This is a genomic window from Streptomyces sp. NPDC048659, assembly GCF_040650575.1.
GTDB lineage: Bacteria > Actinomycetota > Actinomycetes > Streptomycetales > Streptomycetaceae > Streptomyces.
In genome coordinates, this window is the sequence record NZ_JBEZHM010000010.1 from 1 (window position 1) to 13,090 (window position 13,090).

Genomic DNA, 13,090 nt, shown 5'->3' on the forward strand with positions numbered 1-13,090 from the left:
CGAGGGGGACGAGCAGGGCGGCGGTGAGCGCGGCGGCGGCGGTGCGGCGTCTGGCCGGGGAGAGGGCGAAGGACATGACGGTACGACTCCTTGGGGACGACGTGCGACGGCGTGAACGGGGCGAACGGGGCGAACGGTGGGAACGGCGGTGACGAGCTGTCAGGTGCGGTCGATGTGCACGCTGGTCGACTTCACGCGGGCGGTGGCCCGCATGCCGACCTCCAGTCCCAGCTCCTCGACGGCCTCCCGGGTGAGGAGGGACACCAGGCGGTGCGGCCCGGCCTGGATGGTCACCTGGGCCGCGATGTCACCGAGCTTGATCGCGGTGACGATCCCCGGGAACGCGTTGCGCGCCGACGTGTACGAGACGTCCTCGCCGTCGCCCTGGGCGAGCTCGGCGGAGAACGCGGCCAGCGACTTCCCGTCGATCACGCGCCGGCCGCTCTCGTCGCGGTGCGTCGCGACCCGGCCCGCGTCGGCCCAGCGCCGCGCGGTGTCCGGGCTGACGCCCAGCAGACGCGCGGCCTGCCCGATGGTGTAGGACTGCATGTTCGATACCGTAGGGCGCTCGGCCTCGCATCTGCAAGAAAGCCGTACGAGCCTCCATGGCGGATGCGAGCGCGCTTGGAGGAAGCGACGAGCCCCGCGGCCGTCAGGGCGTCGCACGGACGATGACCAGGGAACCCTCGTACGTGGGCCGGGTGCGCAGGTGCCCGTGGCGCGCGTCCCACGCCCCGGAGCGCAGGTCGTCGGTGAGCTTCCGGTCGAAGCGCTCCCGGGCGTCGTCGTCGATGAAGCTCCAGGCCGAACACGCCTGGCGGGCCGCCGGGTCGAGCAGCATCTCGGGGCGCCCGAAGTACGCCTCGTTGAAGCCGTCGGTGCAGTCGAGCGGGATCGGCACGCGCCGGGTCTCCACCGTGCCGCCGAGGGCGGCGGCCATGGTCGCGAGCGGCGGGTGGCGGCGGGCCTCGGCGTCCAGGACCTCGGGGGCGTACGCGTACAGCCAGAAGTCGCGGACGAGCAGCGGGTCGCAGGTCAGGACCACGACCGGGCCCCGGGTCACCCGGCGCAGCTCGCGCAGCCCGGCGGTGACGTCGCTCCACTGGTGGACGCTGAAGAGGGTCATCGCCCCGTCGAAGGTGTCGTCCGGGAACGGCAGGTCCTCGGCGACCGCGTCCACCGCCCGCGCGAGCCGGACCGGGCGCCGGGCGCGCATCGACTCCGAGGGCTCGACGGGTGTGATGCGCCCGGCCGCCGTCTCGTACGAACCGGCCCCGGCGCCCACGTTGACGACGCTCCGGGCCCCGCCGAGCGCCTCCGCGATGGCCTGCGCGATCCGGTCGTCGGGGCGGCGGCGGGAGGAGCGGTCCGGGCCGACGGGGCCGTGGGCGGCGCGGCCGACACCGCCGGCGCCGCCGTCCTCGGTGCGTACCTGCATGGTCCTACCTCGCCTTGGGAGCGGAAACGGGGCCGCGCGACCGCCGGAGGCGCCGGGTCGCGGGTGCGGGACGGCGCCCCACGGAAGCATCGTGCATCCACGAGGGGAGATACGGAAGACGCTTCGCAGATGCCTGGCGAATCACCTGTGAGACTCACAGATGCGAGTTCGGACGAAATGCCGACCGCTGTCCGGCCGGAGGGGAGGGCGATGGGTACAGTGGATCATCCACGAGGGCCACAGGTGCGAGGTGTGCGGTGCGAGGTGACGCCCTTCCCCCGGGGCAGCGCGAGGCCAGGGGATGGCCCCTGTCCCACTACGGGCCGGTGCCCCGCTTCCGCCCGGAGCGCTGGAACCTCCAGGTCTTCGGCGCCACGGCGAGCGGCGGGAAGCACTCCTGGACCTTCGACGAGGTGACCGCCCTGCCGACGGCCACGATCACGGCCGACCTGCACTGCGCCTCGGGCACCTCGACCTTCGGCCACGAGTTCTTCGGCGTCCCGGCGGCGGTGCTCCTGGAGCTCGCCCCGCCCGCCCCGGCGGTCACCCATGTGATGGCCTGGGCCGAGTACGGCTACAGCGCCAACCTGCGCCTCGCCGACTTCGCCGCCGAGCGGACGCTGCTGGCCACCCACCACGGCGGCGAGCCCCTCACCGTCGAACACGGCTTCCCGCTGCGGCTGGTCGTGCCGCACCTGTACGGCTACAAGGGGCCGAAGTGGCTGCGCGGGATCGAGTACATGACCCGGGACCGGCGCGGCTTCTGGGAGGAGCGCGGCTACCACAACACCGCCGACCCGTGGGCGGAGCAGCGCTACGCGTACCAGGAGGACGAGCCGGGCTGAGCGGACGGTCTCGGCGGACGGCCTCAGCGGCCGAGCCGGGCGTCCAGCCAGGCGAGGACCTCGGGCGTCACCGGGTCGGTGATGTCGGCGAACTCCTGGTGCTTCTTGAGGAACTTGGCGACGTACGGGCAGACCGGGACGATCCGCATCCCGGAGGCGCGCACGTCGGTCAGCGCCCGCTCGACGAGGATCGAGGCGAGCCCCCGGCCCGCGTACGCCTCGTCGGTCTCGGTGTGGAAGAACACCCGGCGGTCCTCGCGGTCGCGGTAGGCGGTGAGGCCCGCGCGCTCGCCGTCGACGAGGATCTCGTAGCGGTGCCGCTCGTCGACGCGGCGCACGACGGGGGCGGCTGTCGCGGGGGTGGTCTGCTCGGTCATGGCGATTCCTTGTCGGTGGAGGGCGGTGACGGACGGACGTGACGGAGGGGTGCGCCCGGTCAGGCGCGGGGCGGGTTGCGGCGCGGGGTGATCACGGCGTTCGGGAGCGCCGGGGCGGGGAGCCGGTCGCCGGGGTAGCCGGGGACCTCGCCGAAGCGGTCGGAGGCGCGCTCCCACTCCTCGCGGGCCTCGACGACGTCCTGGTGGTCGCGGCCGATGAAGTTCCACCACATGACGATCTCCTCCTCGAACGGCGTCCCGCCGAGCAGCACGGTCCGGGCGGTCCGGGCGGAGTCGTTGACGAGGGTGAGGGCGGTGCGGCCGGGGGCGGCGTAGCCGAGCTCGGCGGGCTTGAGGGCGGCGCCCTCGAAGCGGACGTCCCCCTCGTCGACGAGCAGCCCGTGCTCGAACTCCGGGTCCACCTCCAGCGTGACGGAGGCCCCCGCGTCGAGGAGGACCTCGGCGCCGAGGAGCGGGGTGAAGGTGCCGACGGGGGAGGTGTCGCCGGCCAGGGTGCCGAGGAAGACGCGGAGTTCGGCGCCGTCGACGCGGACGGGCCGGGGCGCGTGGTGCTGGAAGGCGCGCGGGGCGTGGCGGTGCGCCTCGGGCAGGGCCACCCAGAGCTGGACGCCGTGCAGTTCGGTGGTGTCCGGGGTGGAGACCTCGGTGTGGGCGATCCCGTGACCGCCCGTCATGAGGTTGATCTCGCCGGGCCGTACGAAGGCGTGGGTGCCGAGGCTGTCGCGGTGCTCGATCTCCCCGGCGAAGAGCCAGCTGACGGTCGCCAGGCCGGTGTGCGGGTGCGGGGCCACGTCCATGCCGCCCGACTCGGCGACGCGGTCGGGGCCGTAGTGGTCGGCGAAGCACCAGGCGCCGATGAGGGTGCGGGCGCGCTGGGGAAGAGTGCGGCGTACGGTCATCGCGCGGGGGCCGCCGAGCGGGACGTCCCGGGCGGTGAGGACCTGCACCTCGGTCTGCGCCATCTTCTCGGTCCTCTTTCCCGGTTTCCCAGATGTAGTTTCGTTTTCAACAATTATGGGTGATCATAGAGCCGAAGGCAACCCACCACCACGGGCGAAGGAGCACAGGGTGACCGAGACCCCCCAGACCACGACGGCGGCCCCCCGGACGAACGGCCGGATCTACCTCGACAAGCAGAGCCCCGCCGCCTACAAGGCGCTGCTCGGCACCGCCGAGGCCGTCCGCGCCACCGCCGCCGACGCCGGGCTCGACCGGATCCTCGTCGAACTGGTCAACCTGCGGGTGTCCCAGCTCAACGGCTGCGCCTCCTGCCTCGACGTGCACACCAGGGCCGCCCTGCGCGCGGGCGAGACCAGCCGGCGCCTCGGCGTGCTCGCCGCCTGGCGCGACACCGAGCTCTTCACCGGCCGCGAGCGCGCGGCCCTGGCCCTCGCCGAGGCCACCACCCACCCCTCCGACGCCCTCGCCCAGGAACGCGCCTACGCCGAGGCGCGCACCGTGTTCACCGACGACGAGCTCTCGGCCGTGCTGTGGGTGGCCGTCGCCATCAACGCCTTCAACCGCGTCTCCATCCTCAGCAAGCACCCGGTACGCGACACCCCCGCCCGCTGACCCGCTCAGGGGGCCGCGCACACGCCCCCGGCCGCCACGGCCCGCCGCCCCCGGGCACCCGCGCCCACCCCCACGGCCACGGCCGCCGCCCCGTAGGCGGCGGCCGTCCCCCAGGGGCCCGTCGCCGGACCCGCGAGATACGCCACCGCCCCGGCCGCCGCCACGCCCAGCCACTCCCACCGGCCGTCCAGGGCCACCAACGCCACCAGGAGCAGCGCGTACCACGAGTAGCCCGGGGTCAGCAGCAGGAAGGCCGCGCCCGTCGTCACCAGCGCCCCGCTCCAGGGCCGCTCCGGATCCCCGCGCCACCACACCGCCGCCGCGACCGCCGCGATCCCCAGCAGGGCCGCGGGCGCCGCCCACGCGTCCGGCAGCACCAGCCGCAGCAGCGCGTAACGGCCGCCCGCGTCGGCCGAGTCGTACCCCTCCTCCCGCGCGTACCCGCCGAGATAGCCGAGGACGGAACCCTCCGACACCAGGAGGTACGGGACGTACGACAGCGCCACCGTCACCGCCGCCGGCACCAGCACCGCGAGCACCCCCCGGGGCCGCCGCAGCCCGGCCAGCGCGCCCGGCAGGAGCAGGACGGGCAGCAGCTTCGCCGCGACCGCCAGCCCGAGCAGCACCCCGCCGGCGACCCGCCGCCGGGCCACCACCAGCAGGCCGACGACCGCGAACAGCACGGCCAGCACGTCCACATGGGCGTTGTCCACCGCCTCCACCGGCACCGCCGGACACCAGCCCCACAGCGCCGCCCGCCAGACCTCGCCCCGACGGCGCAGGAAACCGGCCAGCACCCCGGTCACCGCGAGCGCGAGCGCCGCGGCCCCGGCCTGCAGCGGCTTGTGCCGCGCGTCCGCCGGCCCGACCGCCTCCACCAGCAGGAACCAGCCCTCGGCGACCGGCGGATAGATCGTCGGCACCGAGGGCCGGTTGATCCGGGTGCAGCCGCCGCCCGGCAGCGGCGACAGCTCCCGCCCGGCCGCACAGGAGGCGGGATCCGGGAACAGCCAGGTGTCCCGCAGCGGCACGAGCGCCGGATCCGCGGGCACATGGTCGTACGGCGAGATCCCGGCGGCCTGCACCCGCCCGTCCCACGCGTACCGGAAGGAATCCGTCGACGTACGCGGCCCCGCCAGCAGCCCCGTCGCCGTCACCGCGACCGCCCCCGCCAGCACCAGCGGCACCACCGCCCGGCCCGGCACCCGGCGCAGCGCCACGACGGCACAGGCGAACAGCGCCCAGGCGGCCGCGTACCCGGCGAGGAAGGCGGTGCCGCCCGAGCTCCCGCGCACCAGCGCGGCGAGGACGGCGACCAGCGCCGCCAGCGGAAGAACGGCCGTGAGCAGAGGGCGGGACATGGACGCAGCGTGCCAGCGGCCGGGCGGGCGGGCCCGCCGACCCGGCGGGGCGTTCGGGTTTCGTAAGGTGTCGGACCGCCCACCGGCCCGCCCGGAGCGGTGTCATGGACGGCATGACCCCCCGCACGTCCGGGCCGCGCCCGCCCGTCCGGCCGGAGTTCCGGCCGCCCTCCTTCACCGGCCGCCTCCACGACGCCCGCACCGCCACCGCCGTCGGCCGCTGGCTCGGCGCCGCGTTCGCCGTCTGCTTCCTCACCGGGCTCGTCAGCCACTACCTCCAGCACCCGCCGGACTGGCTCGCCGGCCGGCTGCCCGCCCGCCCGGTCTGGGGCTACCGGCTCACCCAGGGAGTGCACGTCTCCACCGGGATCGCGGCGATCGTGCTCCTCCTGGTCAAACTGTGGACCGTCTACCCCCGCCTCTTCGTCTGGCCGCCCGTCCGCTCCGTACGGCACGCGCTGGAACGCCTCTCCGTCGCCGTCCTCGTGGCCTCGGCCGTCTTCGAGGTGCTGACCGGACTGCTCAACATCGCCCAGTGGTACCCCTGGCCCTTCGCCTTCGTGCCCGCGCACTTCGCGGTCGCCTGGGTGGCGGCCGGCGCGATCCTCCTGCACATCGCCGTCAAGGCCCCCGAGATCGCCGCCCATTGGGGACGCCGCTCCCCGGGGACGCGGTCGCTCCCCGCCGCCGACGCCGTCGACCGCCGCTCGCTGCTCCTCGGCACCGCCGCCGCGGCCGGGGCGGTCACCCTGACCACCGTCGGACAGTCCCTCACCCCGCTCAAGACCCTCGACCTGCTCGCCCCGCGCCACCCCGACCACGGCCCGCAAGGACTCCCCGTCAACCGGACGGCGGCGGCGGCCGGGGTCTCCGCGGCCGGCCTCGGCGCCTGGCGGCTGGAGGTCGCGGGCCCCCGCCCGTACACCCTCACCCTCGACGAGCTGCGCGCGATGCCGCAGACCGCGGCCGCGCTCCCCATCGCCTGCGTCGAGGGCTGGAGCGTCCAGGCGCACTGGGCCGGGCTCCGGGTGCGCGACCTGGTCGAACGGGCCGGGGGACGGCCCGGGACCGCCGCACTCCGCGTCACCTCGCTCGAAGTGAGCGGCTCCTACCGGGTGATGGAGATGGGCCCGCAGTACGCCGACGACCCGCTGACCCTGCTCGCCCTGACCCTCAACGGGAGCGCCCTCTCCCTCGACCACGGCTTCCCCGCCCGGATCATCGCCCCGAACCGGCCCGGCGTCCTCCAGACCAAGTGGGTCCACCGACTGGAGGTCCTGTGAACCCCCGCGAAGCCGTACGGTACGGGGCCGGGGCCCTGGGCGTCGCCTCGATCGGCCTCGGCCTGTGGCTGCTGACGACCGGACCCGACCCGCTGGGCGTCCTCGTCTGGCTGGCCGGGGCGCTCCTCCTGCACGACGGGGTCATCGCCCCGCTGGTCCTCGCCGCCGGCCTGCTGCTCGCCGCCCGGCGCGACCGCGGCCTGCTGCGCGGCGCGTCGATCGTGGCGGGCACCCTCGTCCTGATCGCCCTGCCCCCGCTGCTGCGCCCCGGCCCGCCCCCGAACCCCTCCGTCCTCCCGCTGCCCTACGCCCGCAACCTGCTCCTGCTGCTCGCGGTCGTGGCCGCGACCACCGCGGCCGTCGCCCTGACCCGACGGCTCCGCGCCCGGCGGGACGCGCGGGAGGAGTGACCGCTCTACGCTGCCGTCATGCGCAGACCGAAACCGCACGAAGTGCCGCCCCCGTACCGACGCTTCGCCGGGCACTGCCACGTCTGCGGCCTGGGCCTCCAGTGGGAGGCGCACAGCCGCACCGCGGTGGTCGACGGCACGGGCGGCACCTCCTGCGAGGAGTCGTTCACGGGCCGGCACGTGCTGATCCCGGCGCGGCGGAGGGGCGGGGGGTGAGGGGGAGGGGGCGGAGGGCTGGGGCGGGGTGAGCCTCGGCCCGGCCTGCGGCTTGGGCCGCGCTTCGGCTCGGTCCGGCCTTTGGGTCGGTCCGGCCCTCGGGTCGGTCCGGTCCTCGGGCTCGGTCCGGCCCTTGGCGCGGCCCGGCCCCCCGGGGCTCAGCCCACTCCTCGGGCTCAGCCCACTCCTCGGGCTCAGCCCGTTCCCCTGGCCCGGCCCGGCCCCGGCTCAGTCTGCCCCCGGCGTCAGCGTCGTGAAGCGGCGGTCCGACACCGACCAGTGGTCCGTGACCCGCCAGCCCGTCGCCGCCGCGTGCCGGGCCAGCGGGCGGGGGCCGACCCGGGCCCAGGGGAACGGGGCGCCCAGGCCGCCCCGGCCGTCGGCGACGCGGACCTCGCAGCGTTCGTCGACGTCGGCGGGCGCGCACTCGGCGACCAGGCGGCCGGAGCGCGACACGACCTGCCGCAGCCGGCGCAGCAGCGCCGCCGGATCGCCGCCGATGCCGATGTTGCCGTCGATCAGCAGCGCCGTGTCCCAGCGGCCCTCCCCGGGCAGCGGCTCGAACACGGACCGGCACAGCGCCGGACCGCCCAGCCGCCCGGCCCGCGCGACCGCCTCCGGGCTCAGGTCGATGCCCAGCGCCGGGCGCCCCTCGGCGGCGAGCGCGGCGACCAGCCGGCCCGGGCCGCAGCCGACGTCCAGGACCGTGCCGCGACAGCGCGCCAGCACCGACCGGTCCGCCAGATCGGGCGCCCGGCACCAGCGTTCCACCTCCAGCGGCAGCAGCCGGCCGTCGTCCCGGCGCAGGAAGAGCGGGCCCCGCCCGGAGCGCAGGGCGGCGCCGTACGGACCGGCGCGCCACGTCGTCGTCGCCGTCACCCGACCGCCCCCGCCACCCGCGCGGTCAACGCGCCGTGCCGCGCCGCGAACCGCGTCCCCGGCGCCTCGGCCGCCACGAACGCGGCGTCCTCGGCCGTGTCCACGTCGCGCAGCACCGGCAGGGTCCCGACCCGCAGCCCGGCCGCGCCCAGCCGGCGCCGCTGGAGGGCGCCCGTGTCGGGGCGCGACATCGGCACGCCGAGCAGCAGGGCGGGATCCGGCGCCGCGAGCCCGAGGGCCCAGAAGCCCCCGTCGGCCGCCGGACCGAACCAGGCGTCGTGCGCCTCCCAGCACAGCGCGGGCGCGAGCAGACCCGGCGTCACCTGCGGGGTGTCCATGCCGATGAGCAGCGCGGGCCCGGGGCACCCCGCGAACGCGGCGGCGAGCCGCGCGTCCAGCCCGCCCGCCGCCTGCGGCACGATCTCGAAGCCCGGCGGCAGCCAGGGCCCCGGCCGCCCGTCGAGCACCAGGACGTGCCGGGCGGCCGGGACGAGGAGCGCGGCGGCGAGGGTGTCGGCGAGCGCCGCCTCGGCCAGCTCCGCCGCCTCCCGGGGGGTGAACGGGGGCGTGAGCCGGGTCTTCACCCGGCCCGGCAGCGGCTGCTTCGCGATGACGAGGAGGTCCGTCACGGGCGGGCACCCCCGGCCACCAGGCCGGCCGGCGCGGGCTCGTCGAGGACCCGGCTCATGTCCCGTACCGCCTGCCAGGTCCCCTTCCAGGTGCCGGTGACCTTCGAACGGCCGGTCCGCGGCAGATACGGGACATCCGTCTCGCGCACCCGCCACCCCGCGTCGGCCGCCCGCACCACCATCTGCAGCGGATAGCCGCTGCGCCGGTCCGAGAGCCCCAGCCCGAGCAGCGCCTCGCGCCGCGCGACCCGCATCGGCCCCAAGTCGCGCAGCCGCAGCCCGGTGCGGCGGCGCAGCAGCAGCGACAGCGCCAGGTTGCCCGCCCGCGCGTGCGGCGGCCAGCTCCCGCGCCCCACCGGGCGGCGCCGCCCGAGCACCAGGTCCGCGGCGCCCTCGGCGACCGGGGCCAGCAGACCGGGCAGCAGCCCGGGGTCGAGCGAGGCGTCGCAGTCGCAGAAGCAGACGAACTCGGCCTCCGCGGCGAGCAGCCCCGCGTGGCAGGCGGCCCCGAAGCCGCGCCGCGGCTCGTGCACCACGGTCGCGCCGAGCTCGGCGGCGAGGGCGGCGGAGCCGTCGGTCGAGCCGTTGTCGACGACGACCGGCCGCCAGCCGGAGGGGATGCGGGCGAGGACCCAGGGCAGCGCCCCGGCCTCGTCGAGACAGGGAAGGACGACATCTACGGTCACGGGTTTCACGGGTCCCACCGTAGGAACCCCGACCCCCCGGAAGGCCGCTTGGGACCTTACGAAACGCGGACATCGCCCCGCACACCGCCCGGCCGGCGGTGACCGGACGCCCGCCCGGGTGCCACGCTGTCCCGCATGAACGAGCACAGCGCACCCCGCCCGGCCGCCCGGATCCTCGTGGTCGACGACGACCCGACCGTGGCCGAGGTGGTCGGCGGCTACCTCGACCGGGCGGGCTTCGCCGTCGCGTTCGCGGCCGACGGCCCCGGGGCGCTGCGCCGGGCCGCCGAGATCCGCCCGGACCTTGTCGTCCTCGACCTGATGCTGCCGGGGCTCGACGGCCTCGACGTCTGCCGGAGGCTGCGGGAGAGCGGCCCCGTACCGGTCATCATGCTCACCGCGCGCGGCGACGAGGAGGACCGGATCACGGGCCTCGAAGTCGGCGCGGACGACTACGTGACCAAGCCGTTCAGCCCCCGCGAGCTGGTGCTGCGGGTGGCGTCCGTGCTCCGGCGCGGTGCGACCGCCGGGGCCGCAGGGGCCGCAGGGACGGGGCCCGCCCTTCCGGAGCGGCTGCGGGCCGGGAACCTGACCGTGGAGCCGGCCACCCGCAGGGCGACCCGGGAAGGCCGTGAACTCCCGCTCACGCTCAGGGAGTTCGACCTCCTCGCGTACCTCCTGGCGCATCCTGGCACGGCCCACACCCGGGAGGAGCTGATGCGCCGCGTCTGGGGCTGGGAGTTCGGCGACCTGTCCACCGTCACCGTCCACGTCCGGCGGCTGCGCGCCAAGATCGAGGACGATCCGGCGGCACCGCGCCTCATCCAGACCGTGTGGGGCGTCGGCTACCGCTTCGAACCGGCCGGGAGCGGGGCCGAAGCCGAGGTCGAGGTCGAGGACGAGGTCGAGGACCGGACCGGGGCCGAGGCCGGTGCCCTGTGAAGGACGTCCTCCTCATCGCCGCCTTCGCGCTCGCCGGAGCCGCCTGCGCGGGCGCGGTCGGCGCGGTCGTGATCCGGCTGGTGCGCCACCGGTCCGTCGCCGTCTCGCTGACCGTCGTCGCGGCCGTCACCGTCACCGCGATGCTGGCCGGCACGCTCGCCGTCGCCCAGGCCATGTTCCTGTCCGGGCACGACCTGTGGGTGGTGACGGTCGTCGCCGCCATGGCCGCGCCGGTCTCCCTGGGCACCGCGCTGCTCCTCGGGCGCTGGGTGGTCGCCCGCAGCCGCGCCCTGACCCACGCGGCCCGCGACTTCGGCGACGGCGGCAGCTTCGCCGCGCCGCGCGGCCCCGCCACCGCCGAACTGGCCGCGCTGACCCGGGAGCTGGCCGCCACCAGCGCGAAACTGGAGGCGTCCCGGCGCCGCGAGCGCTCCCTGGAGGCGTCGCGGCGCGATCTGGTCGCCTGGATCTCGCACGACCTGCGCACCCCGCTCGCCGGGCTGCGGGCCATGGCCGAGGCGCTGGAGGACGGGATGGCCGCCGACCCCGCCCGCTACCACCGCCAGATCCGGACCGAGGTCGAACGGCTCACCACGATGGTCACCGACCTCTTCGAACTCTCCAGGATCCACGCCGGGGCGCTGTCCCTCAGCCCGAGCCGGATGTCGGTGTACGACCTGGTCGGGGACGCGCTGAGCGGCGCCGACCCGCTCGCCAGGGAGCACCAGGTGCGCCTGCTGGGCGGCCGGGTCGAGTCGGTGCCCGTCGAGGTGGACGGCAAGGAGATGACCCGGGTGCTGGCCAACCTCCTGGTCAACGCCATCCGGCACACCCCCGCCGACGGGACGGTGGCCGTGGCGGCCGAACGCCGGGGCGGTGCCGTCGTCGTCTCCGTCACCGACGGCTGCGGCGGGATCCCGGACGAGGACCTGCCCCGGGTCTTCGACACCGGCTGGCGCGGCACCCCGGCCCGCACGCCGCCCTCCGGGGCGGGCCTCGGGCTGGCGATCGTACGCGGCATCGTGGAGGCCCACGCGGGGCGCGCGGAGGTACGGAACGTACCGGGCGGCTGCCGCTTCGAGGTCACGCTGCCGACGGCGGGTTGAACGGGGGCGGGTTGAACGGGGCGGGTCGAACGGGGGCGAGCCGGGAGGCGGCGGGCGGGCAGGCGCCGGGCCGGGAGGCGGCGCGCCGACGCGGCCGGACAGCCCCGCGCCGACGGGCCGCCGTGGGCCGCCGCCCGCCGCCCGCCGCCCGCCGTCGGCTGTCCCCCGGCCGGCGCCCAGCCCACAGCACCGCCCACATCGCCGCCCAGCCGCCCGCCCGGCGCCTCGCGGCTACCCGCCGACCCCCGCCGAAGCCCGCTGCCCGGCCCGCGCGAACTCCGTCATCCCCTCCGCGAAGCCGACCCGGGGCCGCCACCCCAGGGCCTGCCGCAGCCGGGTGGAGTCCGCCGTGATGTGCCGGACGTCGCCGAGCCGGAACTCCCCGGTGACCACCGGCTCCGGGCCACCGCTCGCCGCCGCGAGGGCCGCCGCCATCTCGCCGACCGTACGGGGCTCGCCGGTGCCGGTGTTGTACGCGGTGAGCGCGCCGGGCGGCACGCCGCCGTCCCCGCGCAGGGCCTCCAGCACGACCGCGTTGGCCGCCGCCACGTCCCGCACGTGGACGAAGTCCCGGCGCTGCCCGCCGTCCTCGAAGACCCGGGGCGCCTCGCCTCGGGCGAGCGCGGAGCGGAACAGGGAGGCCACTCCGGCGTACGGGGTGTCCCGGGGCATCCCCGGCCCGTACACGTTGTGGTAGCGCAGCGACACCGCCGTCCCGCCCGTCGTCCGGGCCCAGGCGGCGGCCAGGTGCTCCTGCGCCAGTTTGGTCGTCGCGTACACGTTGCGGGGGTCCGTGGGCGCGTCCTCCGCCACCAGGCCCGGGGCGAGCGGGGCGCCGCAGTCGGGGCAGCGCGGCTCGAAGCGGCCCGCCGTCAGGTCCTCGGGGCGGCGGGGGCCCGGCCGGACGCGACCGTGCCGGGGGCAGCCGTACCGGCCCTCCCCGTACACCACCATCGAACCGGCGAGGACGAGCCGCCGCACCCCGGTCTCCACCATGGCCGCGAGCAGCACGGCGGTGCCGAGGTCGTTGCAGCCCACGTAGCCGGGGGCGTCGGCGAAGTCCTTGCCGAGGCCGACCATCGCGGCCTGGTGGCAGACCGCGTCAGCGCCGCGCAGGGCCGCGCGGACGCTCGCCGCGTCCCGCACGTCCGCGTGCAGGAACTCCGCGTCGGGCGGCTCGGGGGCGACGGGGTGGGCGCTGGGCAGCAGGGCGTCGAGCACGACGGGCTCGTGGCCCGCCCGCCGCAGGGCCCCGACGATGTGCGAGCCGATGAACCCGGCTCCTCCGGTGACGAGTACGCGCATGGGCGCACGCTACGGACCCG

General features: G+C 76.5%; 16 protein-coding genes. 7 read left to right on the forward strand and 9 right to left on the reverse strand.

Translation table 11 applies throughout. The features are described 5' to 3' along the window. Positions 1-159: 159 nt before the first annotated feature. Positions 160-549, reverse strand: a complete 390-nt coding sequence (locus tag AB0C99_RS10460) for a helix-turn-helix transcriptional regulator (protein WP_362472343.1) — start codon at positions 547-549, stop codon at positions 160-162. 103 nt (positions 550-652) lie between these two features. Next, complete coding sequence (locus tag AB0C99_RS10465) at positions 653-1,438, reverse strand: class I SAM-dependent methyltransferase (protein WP_362472346.1); 786 nt, start codon at positions 1,436-1,438, stop codon at positions 653-655. Positions 1,439-1,695: 257 nt separating this feature from the next. On the opposite strand from AB0C99_RS10465, the gene AB0C99_RS10470 reads away from it, so the two are divergent. Next, on the forward strand, positions 1,696-2,283 hold the full coding sequence (locus AB0C99_RS10470; protein WP_362472348.1) for a sulfite oxidase-like oxidoreductase: 588 nt from the start codon (positions 1,696-1,698) through the stop codon (positions 2,281-2,283). 23 nt (positions 2,284-2,306) lie between these two features. Here AB0C99_RS10470 and AB0C99_RS10475 read toward each other — a convergent pair whose 3' ends face one another. Both AB0C99_RS10475 and AB0C99_RS10480 read right to left on the reverse strand, forming a co-directional pair. Beyond that, complete coding sequence (locus AB0C99_RS10475) at positions 2,307-2,660, reverse strand: GNAT family N-acetyltransferase (RefSeq protein ID WP_362472351.1); 354 nt, start codon at positions 2,658-2,660, stop codon at positions 2,307-2,309. Between the two features lie 59 nt (positions 2,661-2,719). Beyond that, positions 2,720-3,643: a pirin family protein gene (locus AB0C99_RS10480; RefSeq protein ID WP_362472354.1), complete on the reverse strand. Its 924-nt coding sequence runs from the start codon at positions 3,641-3,643 to the stop codon at positions 2,720-2,722. 106 nt (positions 3,644-3,749) lie between these two features. Between AB0C99_RS10480 and AB0C99_RS10485 the strand changes: the two genes are divergently transcribed. Further along, positions 3,750-4,253 (forward strand): carboxymuconolactone decarboxylase family protein, encoded by a 504-nt coding sequence (locus tag AB0C99_RS10485; protein WP_362472357.1) that lies wholly within the window; start codon positions 3,750-3,752, stop codon positions 4,251-4,253. A gap of 5 nt (positions 4,254-4,258) precedes the next feature. Here the strand turns inward: AB0C99_RS10485 and AB0C99_RS10490 are convergent, their stop codons facing one another. Next, the gene (locus AB0C99_RS10490) at positions 4,259-5,614 is read right to left on the reverse strand and encodes a glycosyltransferase 87 family protein (protein ID WP_362472360.1); all 1,356 of its coding nucleotides are present in this window, start codon (positions 5,612-5,614) and stop codon (positions 4,259-4,261) included. A gap of 113 nt (positions 5,615-5,727) precedes the next feature. On the opposite strand from AB0C99_RS10490, the gene AB0C99_RS10495 reads away from it, so the two are divergent. Genes AB0C99_RS10495 through AB0C99_RS10505 form a run of 3 tightly spaced genes read left to right on the forward strand, consistent with a single transcriptional unit; the run spans position 5,728 to position 7,523 of the window. Beyond that, the gene (locus AB0C99_RS10495) at positions 5,728-6,897 is read left to right on the forward strand and encodes a molybdopterin-dependent oxidoreductase (RefSeq protein WP_362472363.1); all 1,170 of its coding nucleotides are present in this window, start codon (positions 5,728-5,730) and stop codon (positions 6,895-6,897) included. Next, positions 6,894-7,307 carry a hypothetical protein gene (locus AB0C99_RS10500; RefSeq protein WP_362472366.1) on the forward strand — a complete coding sequence of 138 codons (414 nt, stop codon included), beginning with the start codon at positions 6,894-6,896 and terminating at the stop codon, positions 7,305-7,307. The genes AB0C99_RS10495 and AB0C99_RS10500 overlap by 4 nt, the downstream gene beginning before the upstream one ends. Before the next feature lie 18 nt (positions 7,308-7,325). Then, a complete protein-coding gene (locus AB0C99_RS10505; protein WP_362472369.1) occupies positions 7,326-7,523 on the forward strand; it encodes a hypothetical protein in 198 nt (65 codons plus the stop codon). 228 nt (positions 7,524-7,751) lie between these two features. Here the strand turns inward: AB0C99_RS10505 and AB0C99_RS10510 are convergent, their stop codons facing one another. Genes AB0C99_RS10510 through AB0C99_RS10520 form a run of 3 tightly spaced genes read right to left on the reverse strand, consistent with a single transcriptional unit; the run spans position 7,752 to position 9,735 of the window. After that, a complete protein-coding gene (locus tag AB0C99_RS10510; protein ID WP_362472372.1) occupies positions 7,752-8,402 on the reverse strand; it encodes a methyltransferase domain-containing protein in 651 nt (216 codons plus the stop codon). Then, positions 8,399-9,031 (reverse strand): DUF2064 domain-containing protein, encoded by a 633-nt coding sequence (locus tag AB0C99_RS10515; protein WP_362472375.1) that lies wholly within the window; start codon positions 9,029-9,031, stop codon positions 8,399-8,401. Before AB0C99_RS10515 ends, AB0C99_RS10510 begins: the two co-directional genes overlap by 4 nt. Further along, positions 9,028-9,735, reverse strand: a complete 708-nt coding sequence (locus AB0C99_RS10520) for a glycosyltransferase family 2 protein (RefSeq protein ID WP_362472378.1) — start codon at positions 9,733-9,735, stop codon at positions 9,028-9,030. The genes AB0C99_RS10515 and AB0C99_RS10520 overlap by 4 nt, the downstream gene beginning before the upstream one ends. A gap of 117 nt (positions 9,736-9,852) precedes the next feature. Between AB0C99_RS10520 and AB0C99_RS10525 the strand changes: the two genes are divergently transcribed. Both AB0C99_RS10525 and AB0C99_RS10530 read left to right on the forward strand, forming a co-directional pair. Continuing rightward, positions 9,853-10,659 carry a response regulator transcription factor gene (locus AB0C99_RS10525; protein ID WP_362472381.1) on the forward strand — a complete coding sequence of 269 codons (807 nt, stop codon included), beginning with the start codon at positions 9,853-9,855 and terminating at the stop codon, positions 10,657-10,659. After that, positions 10,656-11,765 carry a HAMP domain-containing sensor histidine kinase gene (locus AB0C99_RS10530; protein WP_362472383.1) on the forward strand — a complete coding sequence of 370 codons (1,110 nt, stop codon included), beginning with the start codon at positions 10,656-10,658 and terminating at the stop codon, positions 11,763-11,765. Before AB0C99_RS10525 ends, AB0C99_RS10530 begins: the two co-directional genes overlap by 4 nt. 231 nt (positions 11,766-11,996) lie before the next feature. On the opposite strand, the gene AB0C99_RS10535 is transcribed toward AB0C99_RS10530, so the two are convergent. Beyond that, complete coding sequence (locus tag AB0C99_RS10535; protein WP_362472385.1) at positions 11,997-13,070, reverse strand: NAD-dependent epimerase/dehydratase family protein; 1,074 nt, start codon at positions 13,068-13,070, stop codon at positions 11,997-11,999. Between the last annotated feature and the right edge of the window lie 20 nt (positions 13,071-13,090).

Coding starts and splice junctions, on each gene's coding strand:
- AB0C99_RS10460 (WP_362472343.1), bottom strand. CDS start 549: ATGCAGTCCTACACCATCGGGCAGGCCGCGCGTCTGCTGGGCGTCAGC.
- AB0C99_RS10465 (WP_362472346.1), bottom strand. CDS start 1,438: ATGCAGGTACGCACCGAGGACGGCGGCGCCGGCGGTGTCGGCCGCGCC.
- AB0C99_RS10475 (WP_362472351.1), bottom strand. CDS start 2,660: ATGACCGAGCAGACCACCCCCGCGACAGCCGCCCCCGTCGTGCGCCGC.
- AB0C99_RS10480 (WP_362472354.1), bottom strand. CDS start 3,643: ATGGCGCAGACCGAGGTGCAGGTCCTCACCGCCCGGGACGTCCCGCTC.
- AB0C99_RS10490 (WP_362472360.1), bottom strand. CDS start 5,614: ATGTCCCGCCCTCTGCTCACGGCCGTTCTTCCGCTGGCGGCGCTGGTC.
- AB0C99_RS10495 (WP_362472363.1), top strand. CDS start 5,728: ATGACCCCCCGCACGTCCGGGCCGCGCCCGCCCGTCCGGCCGGAGTTC.
- AB0C99_RS10505 (WP_362472369.1), top strand. CDS start 7,326: ATGCGCAGACCGAAACCGCACGAAGTGCCGCCCCCGTACCGACGCTTC.
- AB0C99_RS10525 (WP_362472381.1), top strand. CDS start 9,853: ATGAACGAGCACAGCGCACCCCGCCCGGCCGCCCGGATCCTCGTGGTC.
- AB0C99_RS10535 (WP_362472385.1), bottom strand. CDS start 13,070: ATGCGCGTACTCGTCACCGGAGGAGCCGGGTTCATCGGCTCGCACATC.